Annotated in this window: 22 protein-coding genes; 7 read left to right on the top strand and 15 right to left on the bottom strand. The window is 70.4% G+C overall.

Annotated elements, in window-relative coordinates; all coding sequences use genetic code 11:
- A partial coding sequence (locus tag A5706_RS13460) for an MBL fold metallo-hydrolase (protein WP_068131314.1) occupies positions 1 to 672 on the top strand: 672 nt, incomplete at its 5' end.
- 23 nt (positions 673 to 695) lie between these two features.
- Positions 696 to 1,937: an SLC13 family permease gene (locus tag A5706_RS13455; RefSeq protein WP_068131311.1), complete on the top strand. Its 1,242-nt coding sequence runs from the start codon at positions 696 to 698 to the stop codon at positions 1,935 to 1,937.
- Between the two features lie 10 nt (positions 1,938 to 1,947).
- On the opposite strand, the gene A5706_RS13450 is transcribed toward A5706_RS13455, so the two are convergent.
- Both A5706_RS13450 and A5706_RS13445 read right to left on the bottom strand, forming a co-directional pair.
- Positions 1,948 to 2,259 carry a DUF3303 domain-containing protein gene (locus tag A5706_RS13450; protein ID WP_068131308.1) on the bottom strand — a complete coding sequence of 104 codons (312 nt, stop codon included), beginning with the start codon at positions 2,257 to 2,259 and terminating at the stop codon, positions 1,948 to 1,950.
- A gap of 92 nt (positions 2,260 to 2,351) precedes the next feature.
- A complete protein-coding gene (locus A5706_RS13445) occupies positions 2,352 to 4,964 on the bottom strand; it encodes a LuxR family transcriptional regulator (RefSeq protein ID WP_068131307.1) in 2,613 nt (870 codons plus the stop codon).
- Between the two features lie 170 nt (positions 4,965 to 5,134).
- Here A5706_RS13445 and A5706_RS13440 point away from each other — a divergent pair, with 170 nt between their 5' ends.
- Positions 5,135 to 6,520, top strand: a complete 1,386-nt coding sequence (locus tag A5706_RS13440) for an NAD(P)/FAD-dependent oxidoreductase (RefSeq protein ID WP_068131305.1) — start codon at positions 5,135 to 5,137, stop codon at positions 6,518 to 6,520.
- On the opposite strand, the gene A5706_RS13435 is transcribed toward A5706_RS13440, so the two are convergent.
- From A5706_RS13435 to carD, 6 genes are all read right to left on the bottom strand, one after another.
- A complete protein-coding gene (locus A5706_RS13435) occupies positions 6,517 to 7,476 on the bottom strand; it encodes a glycerophosphodiester phosphodiesterase (protein WP_068131296.1) in 960 nt (319 codons plus the stop codon). The two genes, A5706_RS13440 and A5706_RS13435, sit on opposite strands and share 4 nt — an antisense overlap.
- Positions 7,477 to 7,571: 95 nt before the next feature.
- Positions 7,572 to 8,501 carry a 23S rRNA (guanosine(2251)-2'-O)-methyltransferase RlmB gene (gene rlmB / locus A5706_RS13430; RefSeq protein ID WP_068131294.1) on the bottom strand — a complete coding sequence of 310 codons (930 nt, stop codon included), beginning with the start codon at positions 8,499 to 8,501 and terminating at the stop codon, positions 7,572 to 7,574.
- Positions 8,502 to 9,908 (bottom strand): cysteine--tRNA ligase, encoded by a 1,407-nt coding sequence (gene cysS, locus A5706_RS13425; RefSeq protein ID WP_068131291.1) that lies wholly within the window; start codon positions 9,906 to 9,908, stop codon positions 8,502 to 8,504.
- A 49-nt stretch (positions 9,909 to 9,957) separates the two neighbouring features.
- Entirely contained in the window at positions 9,958 to 10,449 is a 492-nt protein-coding gene (gene ispF, locus A5706_RS13420) for a 2-C-methyl-D-erythritol 2,4-cyclodiphosphate synthase (RefSeq protein WP_068131289.1), read from the bottom strand.
- On the bottom strand, positions 10,446 to 11,132 hold the full coding sequence (gene ispD, locus A5706_RS13415) for a 2-C-methyl-D-erythritol 4-phosphate cytidylyltransferase (protein ID WP_068131286.1): 687 nt from the start codon (positions 11,130 to 11,132) through the stop codon (positions 10,446 to 10,448). Before ispD ends, ispF begins: the two co-directional genes overlap by 4 nt.
- Positions 11,133 to 11,148: 16 nt before the next feature.
- Positions 11,149 to 11,637 (bottom strand): RNA polymerase-binding transcription factor CarD, encoded by a 489-nt coding sequence (carD, locus tag A5706_RS13410; protein WP_003419482.1) that lies wholly within the window; start codon positions 11,635 to 11,637, stop codon positions 11,149 to 11,151.
- Positions 11,638 to 11,927: 290 nt separating this feature from the next.
- Here carD and A5706_RS13405 point away from each other — a divergent pair, with 290 nt between their 5' ends.
- Genes A5706_RS13405 through disA form a run of 3 tightly spaced genes read left to right on the top strand, consistent with a single transcriptional unit; the run spans position 11,928 to position 14,994 of the window.
- Complete coding sequence (locus tag A5706_RS13405; protein WP_068131285.1) at positions 11,928 to 12,446, top strand: hypothetical protein; 519 nt, start codon at positions 11,928 to 11,930, stop codon at positions 12,444 to 12,446.
- Between the two features lie 50 nt (positions 12,447 to 12,496).
- A complete protein-coding gene (radA, locus tag A5706_RS13400; protein ID WP_068131283.1) occupies positions 12,497 to 13,924 on the top strand; it encodes a DNA repair protein RadA in 1,428 nt (475 codons plus the stop codon).
- Positions 13,921 to 14,994, top strand: coding sequence for a DNA integrity scanning diadenylate cyclase DisA (gene disA, locus A5706_RS13395; protein WP_067153236.1), 1,074 nt, complete (start codon positions 13,921 to 13,923; stop codon positions 14,992 to 14,994). The genes radA and disA overlap by 4 nt, the downstream gene beginning before the upstream one ends.
- Before the next feature lie 6 nt (positions 14,995 to 15,000).
- On the opposite strand, the gene A5706_RS13390 is transcribed toward disA, so the two are convergent.
- Both A5706_RS13390 and A5706_RS13385 read right to left on the bottom strand, forming a co-directional pair.
- Entirely contained in the window at positions 15,001 to 15,816 is an 816-nt protein-coding gene (locus A5706_RS13390; protein ID WP_156767101.1) for a hypothetical protein, read from the bottom strand.
- A 206-nt stretch (positions 15,817 to 16,022) separates the two neighbouring features.
- Complete coding sequence (locus tag A5706_RS13385) at positions 16,023 to 16,640, bottom strand: carbonic anhydrase (protein ID WP_068131278.1); 618 nt, start codon at positions 16,638 to 16,640, stop codon at positions 16,023 to 16,025.
- Here A5706_RS13385 and A5706_RS13380 point away from each other — a divergent pair.
- Positions 16,639 to 17,538 (top strand): A/G-specific adenine glycosylase, encoded by a 900-nt coding sequence (locus A5706_RS13380; protein ID WP_068131276.1) that lies wholly within the window; start codon positions 16,639 to 16,641, stop codon positions 17,536 to 17,538. The genes A5706_RS13385 and A5706_RS13380 overlap by 2 nt on opposite strands.
- Here A5706_RS13380 and A5706_RS13375 read toward each other — a convergent pair.
- The 5 genes from A5706_RS13375 to A5706_RS13355 are packed head-to-tail and all read right to left on the bottom strand — an operon-like array spanning position 17,535 to position 24,025.
- On the bottom strand, positions 17,535 to 19,013 hold the full coding sequence (locus A5706_RS13375; protein ID WP_068131274.1) for an NADH-quinone oxidoreductase subunit C: 1,479 nt from the start codon (positions 19,011 to 19,013) through the stop codon (positions 17,535 to 17,537). The two genes, A5706_RS13380 and A5706_RS13375, sit on opposite strands and share 4 nt — an antisense overlap.
- Positions 19,010 to 20,479 carry a proton-conducting transporter membrane subunit gene (locus A5706_RS13370; RefSeq protein ID WP_068131273.1) on the bottom strand — a complete coding sequence of 490 codons (1,470 nt, stop codon included), beginning with the start codon at positions 20,477 to 20,479 and terminating at the stop codon, positions 19,010 to 19,012. The genes A5706_RS13375 and A5706_RS13370 overlap by 4 nt, the downstream gene beginning before the upstream one ends.
- Complete coding sequence (locus tag A5706_RS13365) at positions 20,479 to 21,141, bottom strand: hypothetical protein (RefSeq protein ID WP_068131271.1); 663 nt, start codon at positions 21,139 to 21,141, stop codon at positions 20,479 to 20,481. Before A5706_RS13365 ends, A5706_RS13370 begins: the two co-directional genes overlap by 1 nt.
- Positions 21,138 to 22,097: a respiratory chain complex I subunit 1 family protein gene (locus A5706_RS13360; protein ID WP_068131269.1), complete on the bottom strand. Its 960-nt coding sequence runs from the start codon at positions 22,095 to 22,097 to the stop codon at positions 21,138 to 21,140. Before A5706_RS13360 ends, A5706_RS13365 begins: the two co-directional genes overlap by 4 nt.
- Positions 22,094 to 24,025 carry a proton-conducting transporter membrane subunit gene (locus A5706_RS13355; RefSeq protein ID WP_231985273.1) on the bottom strand — a complete coding sequence of 644 codons (1,932 nt, stop codon included), beginning with the start codon at positions 24,023 to 24,025 and terminating at the stop codon, positions 22,094 to 22,096. The genes A5706_RS13360 and A5706_RS13355 overlap by 4 nt, the downstream gene beginning before the upstream one ends.
- Positions 24,026 to 24,030 lie beyond the last annotated feature (5 nt).

Below are 24,030 nucleotides of genomic sequence, written 5' to 3'. Positions count from 1 at the left end.
CGGCTAGAGGCCGTGATCCCGGTGCACACCCACGTCGACCACGTGCTGGACTCCGCGCTGGTCGCCGACCGCACCGGCGCGCGGCTGGTCGGCGGCGAGTCGGCCGCCAACGTCGGCCGCGGATACGGGCTGCCCGGGGACCGCATCGTCGTCGCGACGCCGGGTGAGCCGATTCGCCTGGGCGCCTTCGACGTAACGCTGGTGCAGTCCCATCACTGCCCACCGGACCGGTTTCCCGGGACGATCGACGAGCCGCTGACCCCACCGGTGCGGGCGTCGGCCTACCGCTGCGGTGAGGCCTGGTCGACGCTGGTGCACCATCGACCGTCGGACCGGCGGCTGCTGATCCAGGGCAGCGCCGGTTTCGTCAAGGGTGCGCTGGACGGCCGGCGCGCCGAAGCCGTCTATCTGTCCGTCGGACAGCTGGGCCTGCGGCCACGGTCCTACATCCTCGACTACTGGGCCGAGACCGTGCGCGCCGTGGGGGCGCGCCGGGTGATCCTGATCCATTGGGACGACTTCTTCAGCCCGCTGTCAAAGCCGTTGCTGGCCTTGCCGTATGCGGGCGACGACCTGGACGTGTCGATCGGGGTCCTGGACGAGCTGGCGGCGAGCGACGGTGTCGCGCTGCACATGCCGACCGTGTGGCGACGCGAAAACCCCTGGGCGTGAAGCGGGTTTAGGCCGGAAACTTCATGGGACTGACCGCCGCTCTGTTGTTGCTTGCTGCCGTGCTCGTGTTCGCGGTCGTCCGCCCAAGGGGTTGGCCGGAGGCGGTGGCGGCGGTTCCGGCGGCGCTCATCGTGATCGCGGTCGGCGCGATATCGGTGCGGCAGGCAGCCCAGGAGGTGGCCGGGCTGTCCGGAGTGGTCGCTTTCCTCGGCGCTGTCCTGGTGCTGGCCAAGCTCTGCGACGACGAGGGGCTGTTCGAAGCGGCGGGCGCGGCGATCGCGCGGGGGCGCGTCTCGTCGGGGGGCCTGCTGCGACGGGTGTTCGTCGTCGCCTCCCTGATCACCGCCGTGCTGAGCCTGGACGCGGCCGTGGTGCTGCTGACCCCGGTGGTCCTGGCCGCGGTCCGCCGGCTGCGCACCCCGCCGCGGCCCTACGCCTACGCCACTGCTCACCTGGCCAACGGCGCCTCCCTGCTGCTGCCGGTGTCGAACCTGACCAACCTGCTGGCGTTCCACACCGCCAACCTCTCGTTCACCCGGTTCACCGTGCTGATGGCGTTGCCGTGGCTGGGCGCGGTGGCGGTGATCTATGCGATCTTCCGCTGGTTTTTCGCCGGCGACCTCCGCGTCCAGCCCGACGCCGAGGAAATCGGTCCGGCGCCGCGGCCGCCGGTGTTCGTGTTGGTCGTCGTGGGGCTGACCCTGGCCGGGTTCGCGGTCGGCCAGTCCGTCGGGGTCGCCCCGGCGTGGGTGGCGCTCGCGGGTGCGGCGGTGCTCGCGGTGCGCAGCCTGAGCCGCCGGCGCACCTCTGTGGCCGAGATCGCGCGCTCGGTGCACGTCTCGTTCCTGTTGTTCGTGCTGGCGCTGGGAGTCGTGGTCCGCGCGGTCATGCTCAACGGTATGGACAGGGCCATGTCCGCCGTGCTGCCGTCCGGTTCTGGACTGCCCGCGCTGCTCGGGATCGCCGCGATTGCCGCCGTGCTGGCCAACGTCGTCAACAACCTGCCCGCCACACTGGTACTGCTCCCGCTGGTCGCGCCCGGCGGTCCGGTCGCGATTCTGGCGGTGCTGGTCGGGGTGAACGTCGGCCCCAACCTGACCTATGTGGGTTCGCTGTCGAACCTGTTGTGGCGCCGCGTGCTTCGCAGGCACGACGTCGATGCCGGCGTCGGCGAGTACACCCGCCTCGGGTTGTGCACGGTGCCCCCCGCGCTGGTGGTCGCCGTGGTCGCGCTGTGGGCGTCCACGCGGCTGCTGGGCGTTTGAGGCGCGCGGTTCAGCCGACCGCCTCCCTGAACGCCACGCCCTGCTGCAGCGCCTGCGCGGCCTCGGCGATGTCGAGGACGGGATAGATCTGGTAATCCAGGATGGTGGCGAATTGGCTTGTGGTCTCGACCAAGTCGGCCGGATTGTCGGTCTCGACCACGGCGAATCCGCCGCCGCCGTCCACGCGCCCGACGAACTGGTGATACGTGGTGCTCTGCGGCGGCGACCACTTGGAGTAGGCGGCCAACCCCCGTCGCAAGCTTTCGTCGTTCTCCGCGGCCGTGCCGTTCAGGCGGTAAGTCCAAGACACTACGTACTTCATCGCTCACTCCTTTTCAGGTCGGGCCAACTGGGCTCTGCAGGCACGCTACGGCCGACCTGACGCGCGCGAATGAGTAGCCGAGTACTCGAATTTCAGTCGCCGCCCGGTCCCGATCGCACGATCGAGGCCAGCTCCTCGCGCGATTGGGCCCCCACCCGCTGGCAGGCTCGGTAGATGTGGCCCTCCACGGTGCGCACCGACATCACCAGCTTCTCGGCGATCTGGCGGTTGGACAGACCGGCTACGACGAGTTCGACGACGTCGCGCTGGCGACCCGACAGCTTGATTCCTTCCGGGGTTCGCAGGGCCGGTGTGCAAAGGCCGCCGCATTCGTCGGCCAGTTCCCTCGCCAGCGCCGCGGCGTACAGCGCGCGCTTGTGCTGCTGGCTTCCGGCGAATGCGACGGAGGCCTGCGCCGCGGCGTCGGCGGCCACGGCCTTGTCACCGATTGCCCGATAGGCCGCCGAGGCCGCCAGCAGGCCCTCACCGTCGCCGCCGAGCAGAGCCTTCGCATGCAACGCGATCGCGTCGGCCAGCGGCAGCGACAGCGCCTCGGCCAACTCCGCGGCGCGGGCCGCCCCAAACGCGTCGCCCCACTGCGCCGCGGCCTGGATGCACGCCAACTCGTGGGTGGGCTGGCCGCGGTCGCGGGCAAGTTGTGCCGCTTCCCGCGCGGCGGCGACGGCCTCGCTCAGGCGACCACTTGCCGCCATCGCCCACCCGTCGGCCAGCGACAAGCCGGTGTGCATGAACAGGTAGTCGGCCGGCACCGCCGAGCGCGCCCCGGCCGCCGCGTCGTTCGCTTCGGCGGCCTGGCCGAGCTTGGCGTGCGCCTCGGCCAGCGCAAAGTAGCTGGCCGCACGCAAACCCGTCGTGACGGAGTGCATTTGCACCCTGGCAACCGCCTCGTGCAGCAACCGGGCCGCATCGGTGACGGCGCCGCGGACCAGGTCGGCGTTGCCGAGCAGCAGGGCCAGGTTCGCGTAGGCCAGGCCGGGGACGTCCCGGGCCGAATCAGCCAATTGCTTTGCAGTGCGGACGAATTCGTCGATGCGTCCCGTGAGTCGACAGGCCCGGCCGTACACGGCGCCGAACCAGAACCGCAACTGCGACGCCTGAAACGACGTGGTCGCGCGCCGCAGCGCCTGCTCGGCGACGCTAGAGAGGTCGTCAACCTCACCGAGTGCCCCCATCGCCATGATCAACGCGAGCGCGGCCAGCAAGGCGTGCAGATCCGGCAAGGCAGCGAAAGCCAAGGCGCTCCGCGCCCTTTCGGCCGCCGGCTCACAGCGGGCCGATATCGCGTCCAGGCACGCCTGCACCGCCAGGCGCTCGGCGACCTGCGCCTCGGTCTCGGGACCCGCAGCAAGTCCGTCCAGGATCACCCCTGCATCAGCGGGCTTGCTGAGGATCCACATCAGGTTGATCGCCCGGATCGTCGCCCAGTGGTGACCGTCGGGGCCGTCGACCAAATCGCGCAGCGCCGCTTCGGCCTGCACGCCGTGCCCGAGCAGCACCAGGTTCATCGCCCGCACGCCGGCCGCCCCGGGCGCCCCGGCCCGCGCGGCGGCCGTCGCGAACCGGTCGGCCAGATCCAGATCCAGCAGCGTCATGGCGTGTCGCGCCGCTTCCAGATACAGCTCGGGTTCGGGGTCGAGATCCGATTCGAGGTGCAGCAACGCGCGGCGAACGGTGGCCTGCATGTCGGTGTCGGCGTTCTCGGCCAGCCGGCCCGCGAGCTTGCCCCGTAGCGACGACAAGTACATCTCGCCGGCGCTCGCGCGGCGCAGCTCGCCGAACAGGGGATGCGCCAGCCGGGCCATCAACCCGCCGGCGGTGCGTTCGACGCTCACCAGGCCCATGCTTTCGGCGACCGCGAGGTCCCGGCGGGGCACCAAGTCGCACAGCACATCGACCGCGAGTGGCTCGCACTGCGACAGCATGTCGATCACCATCGCCGGCTCGGGGCTGAGCCGACCCAGCTGGCGGCCGACCGTGTCGGACAGGCTCGGCGACACCGCGACATCGCCGTCCCATATCCACACCCCGGCGACCTGCCGCATCTGGCCCGCCGCGACCTGATCGGACAGCAACTGCCGAAGGAACAGCGTGTTTCCGCCGGTCAGCTTCCGGAACCGGGTCGCGCACCGCGCGTCGATGGGACCGCCCAGCGCGCTCTCGATCACCTCGCGCGTGGCCGCGGCCGAAAGCGGTTCGAGATCCAGGCGAGCCAGCAATCCCTCCTTCCACAACGCCGTCACCGCATCCGGTTCGTCACTGCCGGTGCGGATTGTGACCACCAGCCGCACCCCGCCCGACTGCGCCAGCTCGTGGACGACGAGGGCGGACAAGCCGTCCAGCAGGTGCGCGTCGTCAACCCCCACCACGACGCGACCGCGTCGCTGTTGTGCGACGAACGAATTGATCACCCGCCGCACGTTCGTGAGCGGGTCCGACATCGCCTCGCCCAGCAGGCCGATAAACGCCCCGAGCGGCAGCGCACGCGCGGATTCGGTGCCGACGAGCCACTGCGTGCGCTCACCGGAAGCCTCGGCGCGCCGCAGCGCTTCGCGGGCCAGCCAGGTTTTGCCCACACCGGCAGCTCCGGCGATCAATACGCCGGAGTGGTTGCCAGCCCCGCCCAGGGCGCGACGGACGAGCGCCAATTCGCTGTCGCGCCCGGTCAGCGGTTTACCGCTGATCACTCGGCGACTATAACCGGTTGTCTCCACGCCTAACAGGCCATTTCACCCGCGTTTCCGTGCCGGATCGGCGGTGCCGGCGGCGAAGTTGCGTAGCCGACTACGCTATCGGCGCCCACGGTTTGCTGTGAGCATCGCTTTCATCAGCTGGCGGCTCGGCGAAGGCGGTAAGCATGATCAAGATCGGCAGTAACGCGGTGGTACTGGGAGCGAGCATGGCCGGTCTGCTGACCGCGCGGTCGCTCGCCGATTTCTTCGACACGGTGACGGTGGTGGAGCGCGACCCGCTGCCCGACGACGACGCCGGTCGACGGGGCGTTCCCCAGGGGCGTCACCTGCACGCGCTGTTGCCCCGCGGCGCCCAGGTGATCGAGGAATTCTTCCCCGGCGTGCTCGACGAGTTGGTTCTCGACGGCGCGCAGTACTTCGACGGGCGCGATCTGTCGCGGCTCCACTACAACGTGGGCGGGCACCTGTTGGCGCAAAGCGGCAGCGCCACGTCTTTTACGGCCTACTGCGCGACACGGCCCTTCGTGGAGGGTCACGTGCGTCGGCGGGTGCGCGAGATCCCCAACGTCGTGGTGCTGGACGAGCACAACATCGTCGGCTTGACCGCGACCCCCGATCGCCGGCGCGTCACGGGGGCGCGGGTGGTCAGCCGCCGCACCGGCGAATGCGTCGTGTCGAAGGCCGATTTGGTGGTGGACGCCACCGGCCGTGCCGCGCACACCCCGGGGTGGCTGGACGGTCTGGGATACGACCGCCCGTGCGAGGAACGTGTGGTGGTGCACTTGACCTACGCGAGCCAGCGGCTGCGCATGGCCGCGGATACGCCGCACGAACTGGGTTTCCTGGTCGGCATCGTGCCGGGCACCCCCAGAGGCGTCGGCCTGCTGCACTGCGAGAACGACACGTGGATCTTCACGGTGATCGGCGTCGCCGGTCAAGAGCCCGGGGGCGACCTTGCGGCGATGTGCGATTTCGTGGCCGATTGCGCACCCGCCCACTTGCTCGACGCGGTGCGGCGTGCCGAACCGATCGGCGAGCCGGTGCGCCACAAGATGCCGTGCAGCCAATGGCGCCGTTACGACAAATTGCGCCGCTTCCCGGAGGGCCTGCTGGTCACCGGCGACGCGGTGTGCAGCTTCAATCCGGTCTACGGCCAGGGCATGACCGTAGCCGCGCTCGAGGCGCTGGCCCTGCATGACTGCTTGTCAAGCGGCACAGAGGATTTGGCGCGGCGCTTCTTCCGCGCGGCGGCGGTCCCGATCCGCCAGGCCTGGCAGCTGTCGACCAACCCCGACCTTGCGCTGCCCGAGATCGAGGGCACCGCGCCGCTGTCCGCGCGGCTGCTGAACGGGTACCTGGATCGCGTTCTGAAGGCGGCGGAAACCGACGTCGCCGTGGTGGATCAGTTCGTCCGGGTGACCTCGCTGGTCGACCCCGCTACGAAGCTGCTGCGCCCGGGGATGATCTGGCGAGCCGTCCGCGCGCGCGGCCACGGCACCGAAGGGCTCCGCGCCGCGGACGATGCCATGGCCGACAGCGTGGCGCGCTAGCCCCGGCGGTAGGCCGGCGGCAGCGGCATGCCGAGCGCGGCCATGACGGCGCGCGCCCGCGTCGGGAAGTCGGTGATGATGCCGTCCACGCCGTAGGCGATCTGGGCCCGCATGGCGTCGGCGTCGTTGACCGTCCACGGAATCACCTTGAGCCCCAAGAAATGCGCGCGATCGACGTAGGGCTTTCCGGTGACCAGCGCATAGTTTGGCGAGACGGCGTTGGCGCCGACCAGCCGCGCCCCGACCAGCGGGTCGCCGACGGCGCCGGCGTCGATGCCGCTCAGCCACGGCGAGCCCGGCACCCAGGTTTCCTCGTTGTACAGGGCCACTAACGGGATTGACGGCTCGGCCCGGTGCACCATGGGAAGGGTTCGCCAGTCGAAGCTCTGAATCTCCACGCGATCGACCTTGCCGCCGGCCCGAACCGCGGCCAGGATCACGTCGACGAATTCCTGCGGTTCGGCCGACGCGCCCGGGTGGTCGGCCTCCACCTTGGTTTCCACGTTGTAGCGCACGCCGGCATGGTACGAGTCGGCGAGCGCGAAGACCTCCGGCAGCGTCGCGATCTTGTTGCCGCGCACCACCTCCGCGTCGGGAAACTCGGCGAGCCGCTTGCCACAGTCGAGCGTGCGGATCTGCACCAGGGTGAGCTCGTGCACCAGCTTCCCGACGTAAGGGTAGGCCGGGTCGCCGGCGAACGCCGGCCCGGTGTCGGCGCACTTGTCCGCCTGGATCGTCGGGTCGTGCCACACCAGCGGCTGGCTGTCCTTGGATAGGACGATGTCGAGTTCCAGTGTGCTGACGCCGAGTTCGAGCGACTTGCCGAAGGCCCGCAGTGATTCCTCGGTGGTCTCACCGCGCCCGCCGCGGTGGGCCTGCAGGTCGAATTCGGGCGTTTCCGCGCCGGCGGGCGATGCAAGGAGCACCGCCAACGCCAGCAGCACCACAGCCCACATTCGCGAGCAGACGCAAAAGCCCCCAAATCTTCGGCGTGTCGGGGGCTTTTGCTGGGGGCACCTCCCGCTTGCGGGGGACTGCTCGGCCAGAGGACTCAGCCCCTGCGCTGGCGGGCGATTTCGGCGAGCACGACCCCGGCGGCCACCGAGGCGTTCAGCGATTCGGTCCGTCCCGCCATGGGGATCGATACCACCTCGTCGCAGGTCTGCCGCACCAGCCGGGACAGGCCCTTGCCCTCCGAGCCGACGACCACCACCAGCGGGTCGGTGCCGTCGAGGTCGTCGAGCGTGGTGTCGCCGTCGGCGTCCAGCCCGATGACGCGCAACCCGCTGTCGGCCCAATTCTTCAGCGCCCGAGTTAGATTCGGGGCCCGCGCCACCCGCAGCCGCGCCGCCGCGCCGGCGCTGGTGCGCCATGCCACCGCCGTCACCGCGGCCGATCGCCGCTGCGGGATCAGGACGCCGTGACCGCCGAACGCCGCGACCGAACGGACGATGGCGCCAAGGTTGCGGGGATCCGAGATGTTGTCCAGCGCGACCAGCAGCGCGGGCGGCGAGTCGGCCGAGGCCGCGAGCAGGTCGTCGGGGTGGGCGTAGTCGTACGGCGGCACCTGCAGCGCGATGCCTTGGTGCAGGTGATTGGTGGTCATCCGGTCCAGGTCGGTGCGCGGCACCTCGAGGATCGCGATGCCCAGATCCGCCGCGCGGGAAACGGATTCGGTGAGTCGCTCGTCGGCTTCGGTGCCCAGCGCGACGTAGAGCGCGGTCGCGGGGACGCCGGCGCGCAAGCACTCCAGCACCGGGTTGCGGCCCAGCACCGTTTCGGTCTCATCGGTGCGCTTGGCGGGCCGGCGCGGCTGCGACTGGGTGCGCCTGGCGGCGGGGTGGTTGGGGCGCAGGTGCGCCGGTGGAGTGGGGCCGCGACCCTCCAGCCCGCGGCGGCGCTGGCCGCCCGAGCCGACGACTGCGCCCTTCTTGGTGCCGGATTTGCGTACCGCCCCGCGGCGCCGCGAGTTGCCGGCCATCTACTTGACGTCACCGCCCAGCGTCCACTGCGGGCCGTCGGCGGTGTCGGTGACCTCGATGCCGGCGTTCTTGAGCCGATCCCGGATCTCGTCGGCGAGCGCCCAGTTGCGTTGCTGGCGAGCCTTTTCCCGGTTTTCGATTTCGGCCTGCACCAGCACGTCGACGGCGGCCAGGGCGGCCGACGTCTCGTCGCGGGTCTCCCAGCGTTCGTCGAGGGGGTCGCAGCCCAGGATGCCCATCATCGCGCGGATGGCGCCGGCGTGCTTCAGGGCGCCCTCGTGGTCGCCCGACTCCAGCGCCCGGTTGCCTTCGGCGCGGGCGTGGTGCACCTCGGCCAGCGCGATCGGCACCGCCAGATCGTCGTCCAGCGCCGCGGCGAACTTCGGCGTCCACTCGCCCGGCTCGAAGGCGCCGACTCGGCTGCGGACGCGGTGCAGGAATTCCTCCACTCCCACATAGGCTTTCACGGCGTCCTGCAGGGCGGTTTCGGAGAATTCCAGCATCGACCGGTAGTGGGCGCTGCCCAGGTAGTAACGCAGTTCGGCCGGGCGAACCCGCTGCAACATCGCCGGGATGGCCAGCACGTTGCCCAGCGATTTGCTCATCTTCTCGCCGCCCATCGTCACCCAGCCGTTGTGCAGCCAGTAGCGGGCGAAGCCGTCCCCAGCGGCGCGGCTCTGCGCGATCTCGTTCTCGTGGTGCGGGAAGATCAGGTCCATCCCGCCGCAGTGGATGTCGAATTCCGGCCCGAGGTAGGTGCGCGCCATCGCCGAGCATTCCAGGTGCCAGCCGGGACGTCCGCGGCCCCACGGCGAGGGCCACGACGGCTCGCCGGGCTTTTCGCCCTTCCACAGGGTGAAGTCGCGCTGGTCGCGCTTGCCGGTCGCCACGCCCTCGCCCTGGTGGACGTCGTCGACCCGATGCCCGGACAGCGCGCCGTACTCCGGGTAGCTGAGCACGTCGAAATACACGTCGCCGGCTGCCGCGTAGGCGTGGCCGGTTTCGATCAGGCGTTCCATTAATTCGACCATCTGGGTGATGTGCCCGGTGGCCCGCGGTTCCGCCGACGGCGGCATGACGTCCAGGGCGTCGTAGGCGGCGGTAAAGGCGCGTTCGTAGGTGGCAGCCCACTCCCACCAGGGCCGGCCGGCCGCGGCGGCCTTGGCCAGGATCTTGTCCTCGATGTCGGTTACGTTGCGGATGAATGCCACGTCGTAGCCGCGGGCGATCAGCCAGCGGCGCAGGATGTCGAAGGCCACCCCGCTGCGGACGTGCCCGATGTGCGGCAGGCCCTGAACCGTGGCGCCGCAGAGATAGATCGAGACGTGCCCCTCGCGCAGCGGAACGAAATCACGCACGGCACCGGCTGCCGTGTCGTGAAGCCGCAAGTGGGGGCGATCGGTCACGACGTGCCAGCTTACCGGGTACTTCGGGGCGCCCCGCCGAGCGCGTGGCCTACAGGACGCTCACTCGATTGCGCACGACGAGCGCGGTCGCGATCGCGGCCAACCCTTCACCGCGCCCCGTCAGACCGAGCCCGTCCGTCGTCGTCGCCGACACCGAGACCGGCGCCCCGACCAGACGGGACAGGACCTCCTGCGCCTCGGCGCGCCGCGGGCCTACCTTCGGGCGGTTGCCGATCACCTGCACGGCGGCGTTGCCGACCCGGTAGCCCTGGCGGGAGACGAGCGCGACGACGTGCCGCAGCATGTCGGCGCCGGTGATGCCTTTGACGCGCGGGTCATCGACGCCGAACACCGCCCCGACATCGCCAAGCCCGGCGGCCGACAACAGCGCATCGCACAGCGCGTGCGCGCCCACGTCGCCGTCGGAGTGGCCGGCGCAGCCGTCGTCGCCGGGAAACAGCAGCCCCAGCAGCCAGCAGGGCCGCCCGGGTTCGATCGGGTGCACGTCGGTGCCCACGCCGACCCGCGGCAGCTCGGTCACCGCCGCACGACCGTTTGCGCGAGCAACAGATCCAGCCGGGTGGTGATCTTGAAGGCGAGCGGGTCGCCGTCGACCACCTGCACCTGGCCGCCGACGTGTTCGACCAGCGACGCGTCGTCGGTGAAATCGGCGGTCCCCGCGCGCTCGTAGGCGCGCAGCAGCAGATCGGTGGCGAAGCCCTGCGGCGTCTGCACGGCGCGCAGCCCGGCCCGCTCAGGCGTGCCCAGGACCACCCCGTTGGCATCCACGGCCTTGATGGTGTCAGACAGCGGCAACGCGGGCACGACGGCCGCGTGGCCCGTCCGCAACGCGTCGACCACCCGCACGATCAGCCCGGGCGGCGTCAACGCCCGGGCGGCGTCGTGCACGAGGACGAACTCCGGCGACGCGGGCAAGGCGGACAGCGCCAGGCGCACCGATTCGGTGCGGTCGGCGCCGCCTGCGACGACGACGGCCCGGTCGCCCAGCAGCTGCTGGGCCTGGTCGATGCGGTCGGCGGGTACGGCCACCACGACGTCGTCGACGGCGCCGGAATCCAGCAGCACCGCGACGGCGCACTCCAGCAGGGTGCGCCCGTCGAGTTCACAGAACGCTTTCGGGATGCCGGCGGCAAGCCGCTGACCCGACCCCGCGGCCGGGACAATTGCAACTACCTTGCCCGGGACGCCGGATTCGTCGGCCACCAGAGCGTCAGGGCCTTCAGGAAGCGGCGGCCAGAACCTCGTCGAGGATGGTCTCCGCCTTGGCGTCGTCGGTGCTCTCGGCTAGCGCCAGCTCACCGACCAGAATCTGGCGGGCCTTGGCCAGCATCCGCTTCTCACCGGCGGACAGACCCCGCTCCTGGTCGCGGCGCCACAGGTCGCGCACCACCTCGGCCACCTTGTTGACATCGCCGGAGGCGAGCTTTTCCAGGTTGGCCTTGTAGCGCCGGGACCAGTTGGTGGGCTCTTCCGTGTGGGGAGCGCGCAAAACCTGGAAGACCTTGTCCAGGCCCTCCTGGCCAACAACGTCGCGAACACCGACGTACTCGGCGTTTTCGGCGGGTACTCGAACGGTCAGGTCACCCTGCGCCACTTTCAAGACGAGATACTCTTTTTGCTCCCCTTTGATGGTCCGGGTTTCGATCGCCTCGACTAACGCAGCACCGTGATGCGGATAGACAACGGTGTCGCCGACCTTGAAGATCATCTGATTCGAGCCCCTTTCGTTACTTCATTCTAGCACGGCGGCCCTAGGCGTGCGGAACAACGGTGCAGGTCAGGGGCACAACACGGGCGGATTAGGGGTTGACAGGCGGAGCGGGACGTGCAAGGGGTCACACTACGCCGGTCCCGATCGGGCCTGAGCAACCACCCCTGCGAGGCCCTGCCGCGCTGGTCCGGTGCCCTGCGCTACCGCCGCGAAGACGTTCCTACTACTGTGCATAGTTGCATAGTCGAACCACTGACATGGTGGGTCAGCCGAGCAGGAGGCTTTGAGTGAACCGCTTCGCCGTCGTCGGTCTGGTCGCCCTGGTCGCTTCCCTGCTCAGCGGTTGCGGAGCCGGTCAGATCTCCCAGATGGCCACCCAGGAACCGGCGGTCAACGGCAACAAGGTCACGGTCAACAACGTGGCGCTGCGCGACGTCCGGATGCAAGCCGTCCAGACCGGCGACTTCCTGCAGCCGGGCAAGACGGTGGACCTGGTGGCGGTCGCCGTCAACCAGTCGCCCGACGTCCCGGACCGGCTGGTCAGCATCACCAGTGACGTCGGCGCCGTGACGATCGGCGGCGACGGCCGGCTGCCCGCGGGCGGCATGCTGTTCATCGGCACGCCCGACGGCCCGAAGGTGGCGCCGGGTCCGATCGAGTCCAACAACGCGGTCAAGGCGACGGTGGCCCTGGCCAAGCCCATCAGCAACGGCCTGACCTACAGCTTCACCTTCAATTTCGAAAAGGCCGGGCCGGCCACCTTGCTGGTCCCGATTTCGGCGGGAGTGGGCGCACAACCCGCCTGACTCGGCCTGTCTTTCCCGGGCTTGTCACACCGGGCCGATACCGTCATGACGTGGCCCATGCGCGCTCCCAATACCGCTGCTCGGAATGCCAGCACGTCACCGCCAAATGGGTGGGTCGCTGCCTGGAATGCGGCACCTGGGGCACCGTCGATGAGGTGCCCGCGCTCGCCGCGGTGGGTGGACGCGCCCGGCGTCCCGCGGGGGCGGCTTCGCGGGCCGTACCGATCAGCTCCATCGAGCCGACCGCCAGCCACCACCGCTCGACGGGCATAGGAGAACTCGACCGCGTGCTCGGGGGCGGCGTGGTGCCCGGCTCCGTCACGCTGCTGGCCGGTGACCCCGGCGTGGGCAAGTCGACGCTGTTGCTCAAGGTCGCCCACCGCTGGGCCCAGTCGGGACGGCGCGCGCTATACATCTCCGGTGAGGAGTCCGCCGGCCAGATCCGGCTGCGCGCCGACCGGATCGACTGCGGCGGTGACGAGGTGTACCTGGCCGCCGAGTCCGACGTGCACACGGTGCTCGAACACATCGCCACGGTCCGGCCCGCGCTGGTGATCGTGGACTCGGTGCAGACCATGTCCACCACCGAGGCCGACGGCGTCCCCGGCGGGGTCACGCAGGTGCGCGCGGTGACCGCGGCGCTCACCGCGGCTGCCAAGGCCAACGGCGTCGCGATGATCCTGGTCGGCCACGTCACCAAGGACGGCGCCATCGCCGGGCCGCGCTCCCTGGAACACCTCGTCGACGTGGTGCTGCACTTCGAGGGCGACCGCAGCGGCACGCTGCGGATGGTCCGCGGCATCAAGAACCGGTTCGGCGCGGCCGACGAGGTCGGCTGCTTCACCCTGCACGACAACGGAATCGAGGGCGTCGCCGACCCGTCGCACCTCTTTTTGGATCAGCGGCCGGCCCCGGTCGCCGGCACCGCGATCACGGTGACGCTCGACGGCAAGCGGCCGCTGATCGGCGAGGTCCAGGCGCTGCTGGCGACTCCGGGGGGCGGCTCGCCGCGCCGAGCCGTCAGCGGCATCGGCCACTCCCGTGCCGCGATGATCACTGCGGTGCTGGAGAAGCACGGCAGGCTGGCCGTCGCCATGAACGACATCTACCTGTCCACCGTGGGCGGCATGCGGTTGACCGACCCGTCCTCGGATCTCGCCGTCGCGATGGCGCTGGCCTCGGCGTACTCCGACCTGCCGTTGCCGACGACGGCGGTGATGATCGGTGAGGTGGGACTGGCGGGCGACCTGCGGCGGGTCAGCGGCATGGAACGCCGGCTGGGTGAGGCCGTGCGTCAGGGATTCAGCATCGCGCTCATCCCCGACGGCGACGATCCGCGCCGCGAGATAGTGCCGGGCGGAATGCGAGCGCTGCGGGCACCCACCATCGACGCGGCGCTGCGACACATGAAAGCCATCGCTCAGCGCGGCACTGGCTGGACGCATAACGCAGTGGGGCCGCACAATGACACGCTGTGACCCGTCCGACACTGCGTGAGACCGTCGCCCGCCTGGCGCCGGGCACCGGGCTGCGCGACGGCCTCGAGCGCATCCTGCGCGGCCGCACCGGGGCGCTGATCGTGCTGGGCAACGACGAAAACGTCGAGGCCATTTGCGACGGCGGCTTCGCCCTCGACGTCCGGTACGCGCCGACGCGGCTGCGCGAGCTGTCCAAGATGGACGGCGCCGTCGTGCTGTCCACCGACGGCAGCCGCATCGTCCGGGCCAACGTGCAGCTGGTTCCGGACCCGTCGATACCGACCGACGAATCGGGAACCCGGCACCGCTCGGCGGAGCGGGCCGCGATCCAGACCGGCTACCCGGTGATCTCGGTCAGCCACTCGATGAACATCGTCACCGTCTACGTCGACGGTGAGCGCCACGTGGTGGCGGATTCGGCCACCATCCTGTCGCGGGCCAACCAGGCCATCGCGACGCTGGAGCGGTACAAGACCCGGCTCGACGAGGTCAGCCGGCAGCTGTCCCGGATGGAGATCGAGGACTTCGTCACCCTGCGCGACGTGATGACCGTGGTCCAGCGGCTCGAGTTGGTCCGGCGCATCGGGCTGGTGATCGACTACGACTGCGTCGAGCTCGGCACCGACGGGCGGCAGCTGCGGCTGCAGCTCGAGGAGTTGCTGGGCGGCAACGACCTGGCCCGTGAGCTGATCGTGCGCGACTACCACGCCAGCCCCGAGCCGCTGTCCGAGGCACAGATGACCGCGACCCTGGACGAGCTGGACGCCCTGTCGGATACCGAACTGCTCGACTTCACTTCGCTGGCAAAGGTTTTCGGTTACCCGACGACGACCGAGGCGCAGGACTCGGCGCTCAGCCCGCGCGGCTACCGCGCGATGGCGGGGATCCCGCGCCTGCAGTTCGCCCACGCGGACTTGCTGGTCCGGACCTTCGGGACGCTGCAGGGCCTGCTGGCGGCCAGCGCCAACGACCTGCAATCGGTCGACGGCATCGGCACGATGTGGGCCCGCCACGTGCGGGAGGGGTTGTCGCAACTGGCGGAGTCGACGATCGCCGACCCGCTCACCTGAGCTCGGTCAGCCCGCAGGAGACGGGCCTGGGGCCGCACCCGGCGGCCCCTCCGGCGGCGGCGCCACGGCCGGCTGACCCGGCTGACCCGGCACCGGCCCCGGCGGCGGTGGCGGCTGATTCAGGATGAACGGCACCGGCATCGAGCGCAGGTTGCCCAGTTGCACGACGAGGTTGTAGGTGCCCGCACCGATCGCCGGCCGCGGCAGCGGGCAATGCGGCGCCGACCCCATGCCGGTCCACGTCACCGCCGTCGTCACCTGCTCGCCCGGCGTGAAGGTCTTCACCAGGGTCTCGTTGGACGGCGCGCAGTCGAGGTTCGACCACAGCCGCTTGTTGTCCAGCGAGTACACGTAGGCCGCCAGCACCGCGGCCCCGACGTCGCGCTTGCAGGCAACCAGGCCGATATTGGTGACGACCATGGTGAACTTCGGCTGGTCGCCGATGAAGTACTGGGGCGCGTTGGTCAGGCCCTTGACGGCCAGCGTCGAATCGGGGCAGTCATCGCCCTCCTTCAGCACGGGCGGCGGCTGGACCGCGGCGGTGGGCGTCGGCGACTCGGGGTTCTGGCCGGGCGGCGCCACCGGGGTGACGCCCTCCTGCCCCGCGGGGGGAGGCGCCTGGGCCGGCGGCGCGGCCGGCTTGCTCTCGGCGGTCCCGGGCTTGCCCACGCTGGCCGGTTTGGCGCCGGTGCTGTGGCTCATAAAGGCGATGATCGTGGCGACCACGACCCCGATCACGACGACCGCGATGCCCAGGGCCAGGCCCCTGCGCCGCCAATAGATCTCGGTGGGTAGCGGGCCACGCGGTTCCAGATCCAGCACGATCACACCGTAGGCCCAGGTCACGCCGATTTGTTATATCCGGCCCGGCGTGTCGCGATGTTTGCTGGCCGACCGCCGTGCTAGTGGGCGCCTTTCAGCGTGCGCCCTGGGCGTTGCGTGTGCGGCCAGGGTGACGACACGCCGAGTCACGCCACCGCCAGCGCACACTCGACGGCGCCAAGCTGGCGGGTCGCGGAATCCGGCGGTTATTCGCCGATATCGCCGACATGGTCGACCAGCGCCGCCTTGCCGTCGGCGAGGTGATAGGTGACGCCCGCGATGCCCACCGTGCCCGCGGCCACCCGCTCGGCGATGGCCGAGGAACGCGCGACGAGTTGTGCGAGCGTCTCTTTCACGTGCCGTTCCTCGAACTCGTCGACGCGGGCCAGCCCGTCGCGTCGGCCCATCAGGATCGACGGCGCAACCCGCTCCACCACGTCGCGCACGAAACCTGGGGGTATTGCGCCGTCCTGAATCGCCGCTAGGGCCGCCTTGACGGCGCCGCAGCTGTTGTGGCCGAGGACGACGATGAGCGGCACGTCGAGCACCGTCACCGCAAACTCGATGGAGCCCAGCACCGCCGAGTCGATGACCTGCCCGGCCGTGCGCACCACGAACATGTCGCCCAAACCCTGGTCGAAGATGAGCTCGGCGGCCACCCGGCTGTCCGAACAGCCGAACACGACCGCGGTGGGCTTTTGACCGGCGGCCAGGCTGGCCCGGTGATCGACGCTTTGGCTGGGATGCTGCGGCTTGCCGGCAACGAATCGCTCGTTACCCTCTTTGAGTGCTTTCCACGCGGTTATCGGGCTGGTGTTCGGCATGGCCCATATCATGCCGCACCCGCACATGAACGTCAGCCCGAGCGAGCTCATCGATTGGTATGAGCGGTTCCGCCGTGACTTGCCTTGGCGGGAGCCGGATGTCACCGCGTGGCAGATCCTGGTCAGCGAGTTCATGCTGCAGCAGACACCGGTGACCCGGGTGCTGTCGATCTGGCCGGACTGGGTGCGGCGCTGGCCCACCGCGTCGGCGACCGCGTCGGCCACGGCGGCCGACGTGCTGCGCGCGTGGGGCAAGCTCGGCTACCCGAGGCGCGCCAAGAACTTGCACGAATGCGCCACCGTCATCGCGCGCGACCACGGCGACGTGGTTCCCGACGACATCGACGTCCTGGTCACGCTTCCCGGAATCGGCAGCTACACCGCGCGCGCCGTCGCGTGCTTCGCCTACCGTCGGCCGGTGCCGGTGGTGGACACCAACGTGCGGCGGGTGATCGCCCGCGCCGTGCACGGCCTGGCCGACTCCGGGCCGCCGTCCGCGGCGCGCGACCACGCGGACGTCTCGGCATTGCTGCCCGATGACGAACGGGCGCCGACGTTTTCGGTGGCGCTGATGGAATTGGGCGCGATCGTGTGCACCGCCCGGTCCCCGCGCTGCGGGTTGTGCCCACTTGGCGAGTGCGCTTGGCGGCGCGCCGGCTATCCCCCGGCCCAAGGGCAGGCCCGCCGCGTCCAGACCTATGCGGGAACCGACCGCCAGGTGCGCGGACGCTTGCTGGACGTGTTGCGCGCCAGGGATTCTCCCGTCACCCGGGCGGAACTCGACGTGGCCTGGCTGAGCGACACGCAGCAGCGTGACCGGGCGCTGGATTCGCTGCTTGCCGACGGACTGGTGACGCGGACGGCCGACGGCCGGTTCGCGCTGCTGGGCGAGGGCTAGAGGTCATTGCCCGCGTAGGACTGATTGAAGCTCTTGTTGACGAGCGGGAAGTCCGGGACGATGGTGTCTGCCATCGCGACCGGCAGCGCGGGCCAGTTGAACCAGGACGGGTCGACGATCTTCGCGCGCGTGATCCGGTCGGCGGCGTCGGTTTCGACGCGGTGCACGACGGTGCCGCGCCAGCCCTCGACGATGCCGATGCCACTGCGGTGCCCGTGCGAGGCGGGCGGGACCTCGACGTATTCGATTGGGCCACCGTGCGACTCAGTCAGATGACACGCCAGCTCGACGGTCGCCGCGAATTCGTCACGCCGCACCGTGTAGCGGGCCAGCACGTCACCCGTGGCGGCGCCGATCTCGGTAACGGGCAGCGCGGTGGTGGGGTGCTCGATTCGCGCGTCGGTGCGCATACCGCTGGCACGCGCCACGTAGCCCAGGCACCCGAGGGCCTCGGCGTCTTCCTTGCTCAGGACCGCCGTCCCGGCGAACCGGTCGTACACCACGGCGTTGTGCAGCGTCAGCTCCGCGATCTCGGCGACGTCCGCTGCGATCCGGCGCAACGCGGCGACATCCGGCAGCGCCCGCAGCGCGACCGCGCCCGGGCGGATGGCGCCGCGCAGCAGCCGATGTCCGGCGACGGTCGCGTTCAGTCGCAACAGCTCTTCGCGCACGCGTTGCGCGTGCGCGTTGGCGATGCCGAACCCGACGTCGTTGGCCAGCGCGCCCAGGTCGGCGGCGTGGTTGTACAGCCGTTCGAGCTCGACCAGCAGCGCCCGCAGTCGGTGCGCCTCGTCGGGAAGTTCAATCCCGAGCGCATCCTCGACGGCGAGACAGTGGGCGAGCGCATGCGCGACGGAGGTGTCGCCGCTGACGCGTTCGGCCAAGTCGACCGCGCCGCCGCTGGGGCGGCCCTCGAAGAGCTTTTCCAGGCCGCGGTGGACGAACCACAATCGGGCCTTGAGCCGCAGCACGGTTTCGCCGGCGACGGAGAAGCGGAAGTGGCCGGGCTCGATCAACCCCGCGTGCACGGGACCCACCGGGATCTCGTACACCCCCGGCCCCTCGACGGTGACGAACGGAAAATGGCCGCTGCCATCGAATCTGGGGGCGGCCGGCGCCGCGCTGCGCATCGGATACCACTCCTCCGGCCAATGGGCGTGGCGCACCAGCCGTCGCGGCTTGGGATGCCCGACCGGCCGGATTCCGTACAGGTCCGCTATCTCGCGCTCGAACCGGCCGGCCACAAACGACACATACGCCAGCGACCTGATCTCCGGATTATCCTTCGGCACAACGCATTCCAGCTCAACCCGGCGATCGGGCCAGCCGGCCAGGAAGAGATAAACGACGCGAAAGGCGCCGCCGTCGTCGTGGGCGGCCGTCAGGGCAAGACGAAAGCCCTTGTCCAACAGTATTTCCGCCGTCTCCGCCAGGCTGGGCTGGGACACCCGGTGACGCACCCAGTCACGGCTCATCGCGGGGCCCCGACCTCGCTGGCGGCGGTGGTGAACAAGCCGGTGAGCGGGCCCGCGGTGACACCGAGCACCGCCGACGCGGCGACCCCGATGACCAACGCCGCCGCGACCGTCCGCGGCACCTTGATCTCCGGCGCGTCAGCGCGGCTGTCCCCCAGGAGGACTCGGCCGAAGTTGCGCGCCAGCGCGGCGAAGGCGATCGCGACCAGCAGCAGGCCCGCCCCGATGGCCCACGTGAGCCTGGCGTCGGCGAGCGAGCGCACAATGGCCAACTCGCTGGCGAACATCGCAAACGGCGGCAGTCCGAGCAGCACGACCACACCGACCGCAAGCGCTACACCGACCAGCCGGGAGCGCCGCAGCACGGCGCTCATGTCGGCGATCGCCGTGGAGCGGTGCGCGGCCTGCAGCTGGCCGCTCGCCAGGAAGAGGACTGTCTTGCCGATTCCGTGGGCCAGCACATGCAGCAGCAGCGCGGCGATGGCCAGCGTGGTCCCCGCGGCCGCGGCGATCGCGATCAGGCCCATGTTCTCCATCGAGGAGTAGGCGAGCATGCGCTTGAGGTCGGGGGTCACCGTCAGCATCAGGGCCGCCACCACCAGCGTGGCCAACCCGATCACCAGCAGCCAGGACCGCATGAAGGTGGGCCCGGTGGCCGCGTCGATGATCGGCTTGAGTCGGATCAGCACCGAGAAGGCCACCGACAGCAGCACCCCGCTCATCAACGCGGAAACCGGGGCCGGGGCCTGGCTGTGCGCGTCGGCCAACCAGGTGTGGAAAGGAAACAGCCCGACCTTCGCGCCGTAGCCGATGAGCAGCAACCCGCCCGCGAGCCGGGCGATGTGGGGATTCAGCGTGCCGGCATGCGCCACCAGCACGTCGAGGTTCAGCGCGGCCGCGGCCGGCGCGCCGGCGTGCTCGGCCGCGTAGTACAGCAGCACCGTGCCGAGGAAGGCAACCGCGATGCCGACCGAGCAGATCACGACGTACTTCCACGTCGCCTCCAGTGCGCCGCGGGTGCGGCGGTGCCCGACCAGGAAGGCGGTGATCACGGTGGTGGCTTCGACGGCGATCCAGATGACCCCGATGTTGTTGGCGCACACCGCCACCACCATCGCCGCGAGGAAGGCCGACGTCAGGGCGCCGTAGATTCGGGCGCCGCGCGCGTCGGTGTGGCCGTGCGCGAGCTCGGTGTCGAGGTATCCGATGCTTGCCCAGGTGGCCAGCGCGGCAACGATTCCGATGACGATCAGCATGGTGACGGTGAGCGCGTCAACGCGCAGCAATCCGCCCAGCGCCAACTGCGTCACCGATCCGACCCGGAACCCCAGCGCCGCACCGCATCCGAGCACCGTTATCGCCGACAAGGCGATCAGCGTCGCCGTCGCCCGGCGCCACCCGGCGATCAGTGTGACAACCGAAGCACCGACCGGCGCGAGGATCGCGGTGAGCAGCAGAGTGGTCATCAGTCGTGTAGCTCCTGCAGCCGGTCCAGGTCGGCGCCCCCGAACGCACGAGACAGCCGACCGGTCAGCACGCCGATCACGATGACCGCGAAGAGCACGTCCAGCGACGCGCCGAGCTCGACGATCATGGGCACCCCGGCCGTGAGCAAGAACGCGGTGGCGGCGATTCCGTTGTCCAGCATCAGGAATCCCGCCGCCTGCGAGACCGCATGGCGCCGCGTCACCATCACGAGCAGCGCGATGAGGACGACCGCGGTGGCGGCCGGGACGGCGGTCGTCGTGGCCGCCGGCTGCAAATTCACCAGCGGCCGGGTGGCCGCGAAGGCGGCCAGCGTCAGCGCGGCAGTTATCAGCAGTGACGTGGCGGTGTTCACCAGCGGGGTGGCTTCGCGATGCGCTTGCGGTCCGGACCCGACGGCGCGGGCCAGCAGTCGCGGCAACACCACGGCGCGCAACACGAAAACCGCGATGCCGACACCGATCAGCGCGCCGTCGCCGTCGTACATTCCGCGCAGCACGGGGATGGCCGCCAGTGCTGCGCCCTGCATCGCCAGCAGCCGGACGATGGCGACCAGGTCGCGGCGCCACACGATCAGCACAGCACCCAGGAGCAGTCCGCCGGCGGCGAGGTCAACGAGAACCGCAAAGGTATCGGACGTCATGCCGGCACCGCGAAGAAGTTGGCGGCGACCACCGCGAGCAATGCCAGCAGGAACGACCCGGAAAGCAACTCGGGGACACGGAACAGCCGCAGCTTCGCGACGAATACCTCGACGGTGGCCAGCAGCCCTGCGAGCACCGCGACCTTGGCCACCACCGCCGCCAGGCCGGCGAGGACGGCCAGCGCGGTGGGCTGGGCGCCGGCGATGCCCCACGGCGCGAACAGGTTCGCCAGCAGTGCCAAGAGCACGGTGAGTCGCATACCGGCCGCCCACTCGACCAGCGCCAGCCGCGGCCCGGCGTATTCGAGGATCATCGCCTCGTGGACCATCGTCAGCTCGAGGTGGGTCGCCGGATTGTCCACCGGCAGCCGGCCGGTCTCGGCGACGATGACGATCACCAGCGCGGCGAACGCCAGCACCGCGGCCAGCGACACCACCTGCCCGGGATGGGCGATCGTATGTTCCACCAGGGCACCGAGATTGGCCGACCCCGCCGGCATCGACAGGGCGAAGACCGCCAGCAGGATGGTGGGCTCGACCAGGGCGGCGATGGTGATCTCGCGGCTGGCGCCCATGCCGCCGAACGAGGTGCCGGTGTCAATGCCTGCCAGGGTCAGCGCGACGGTGCCCACGAACAGCAGCCCGACGACGGCGAACAAGTCGGCGCTGGTGTCGAGCGGCGAGCCGGTGGCGACCAGCGGCGCGATCGCGGCGATCAGCAACGCGGACCCGGCCACGACCGCGGGCGCGACCGCGAACACCACCGTCGTCCCGCGCGGCGTGACCTGTTGCTTGCCAAGCTGTTTGACGATGTCCCGCCAGGGCTGCAGGAGGCCGCCCCCGACGCGGCCCTCCCAGCGCGCCCGCACCTGGCGCGTTAGGCCGACCACCAGCGGCGCCCCGGCCATCACACCGCCGATCTGCGCGGCGCCGGCGAGGTAGGACCAGACGTTCATCGGGCGACCACCAACACGGTCAGGACGCCCAGGGCACCGTAGGCCAGGTACAGGTGCACGCTGCCGGTGTGGGCGCGCCGCACCAACACCGCCGCCGCCGAAATCGCGCGGACCACCGGCATGTAGAAGCGCTCCTCGATGGCATCGCCGATGCTGCTGCGATAGGTGATCTTGTCGGCCAGGTACCGCGACCCGGCGTTGGGCACGACTTCGATGTTGGTGTCCGGGCGCAAGACGTCGTCGAAGACGCGCTGCAGCGGCTCGGCGAAGGAGGTGGCGGTGTACTGCATGCGTGACGTGAGATCCTCCGCGCCACAAGCCCATAGCGGCAACGTGGCGGGTTGGGGGCGCTGCGTCCGGCGCCACCGAGCCAGCACGGCGACGGTTAGCGCGGCCACGACGACACCGGCGGCGATCACGCCGGGCGCAATCGATCCCTGCAGCCCCGGGAGTCGCACCACGGCGCCGAGGTCGGTGAATTGCACCGCCCGCGCCGCGGGCAATGCGGCGACCGTCCGGCGCAGCGCGGGCGCGACGACCGAGGGCGCCACGGCGAGCACTACACAGGCGACCGCCGCGACCGCCATCCCCGCCAGCATGCTGCCCGGCGCCTCGTCAGCGTCGGCGGCCCGCGCCGAGCGCGGCCGGGCCAGGAATCCGATCCCGAACGCCTTGACCATCGCGGCCACGCCCAGGCCCGTGGTGAGCGCGACGGCGCCCACCGCCAGCGGCGTGGTCAGCGCCAACGCCGTGACGTGTTGTGGGGCCGTGTGAATCAGCGACTGGACCAGCAGCCACTCGCTGACGAAGCCGGCGCCCAGCGGCAGCCCGCACGCCCCGAGCGCCGCCACCCCGAACAGGGTGGTGGTCGCCGGCATCCGCCGGGCCAGACCGCCCAGCCGGTCGAGGTCGCGCAGCCCAGTCGCCGCCAGCACCGACCCCGCGGCCAGGAACCCGAGGCTCTTGAACGCCGCGTGCGCGATCAGGTGCAGCATGGCCGCGACCGCGGCGATCGTCGCCGGCCCGTTCGCACCGGCGGCGGCGAACAGGGTGGCCGCCCCCAGCGCCAGCGCGATCAACCCGAGGTTTTCGGTGGTCGAATAGGCAAGCAGCCGTTTGAGATCCGTGGCCACCGAGGCCTGCACCACGCCGTAGAGCGCCGAAACCCCGCCGACGAGCATCAGGGTGAGGCCCCACCAGCGTGGACCCGGGCCGAGCAGCTGCATGTCGATGCGGCAGATGCCGTAGACACCGAGGTTGACCATCGCCGCGCTCATCAGCGCCGACACCGGGCTGGGCGCCTCGGGATGGGCGCGCGGCAACCAGGCGTGCAGCGGCACCAGCCCGGCCTTGGACCCGAATCCGGCCACCGTCAAGACGAATACCGCGGTGCGCGCGCCCTGCGGGATGCGGTGCAGGTCGGCGAACCGGTCGGCGCCGCCGGCCGCGGACAGCACCATGAGCCCGACCAGGATCGCGACGAACCCCAACTGGGTCATCACCGCGTACGCAAATGCGGCCGAACGAACCTGCGGGCGACTGTGTTCGGCCAGCACCAACACCAGCGACGCGAGCGCCATCAGTTCCCATGCCAACAGGAAGCTGGTGACCGACGCCGCCGCCGGTACCAACAGCATCGCCGCGACGAACAGCGGAAAAACCACCAGTGCCGTCCCGCCGAGATGCTCGCGGCGCGCATAACCGATCGTGTACGGCCCGACGACGACGGCGACCGCCCCAACGAGCGCCATGAAGAACCCGCCGAGCGGGTCGAGGCCCAGCTGCACCCCCGACAGCGGCAGCAACCACCCGATGCGCACGTCGCGCGCCGAACCGAACATCCCGATCATGCCCGCCCATACCCCGCCCGCACCGAGCAGCGACGTCAGCGCACCCGCGAGGGCGGGACGGAAGTCCCTGCGGGCCAAGAGGT

Origin of the sequence: Mycobacterium sp. E796 (assembly GCF_001672815.1) — a bacterium.
GTDB lineage: Bacteria > Actinomycetota > Actinomycetes > Mycobacteriales > Mycobacteriaceae > Mycobacterium.
The sequence above is the reverse complement of the archived record's forward strand: the minus strand, read 5'-3'. Positions and strand labels throughout refer to the sequence as shown.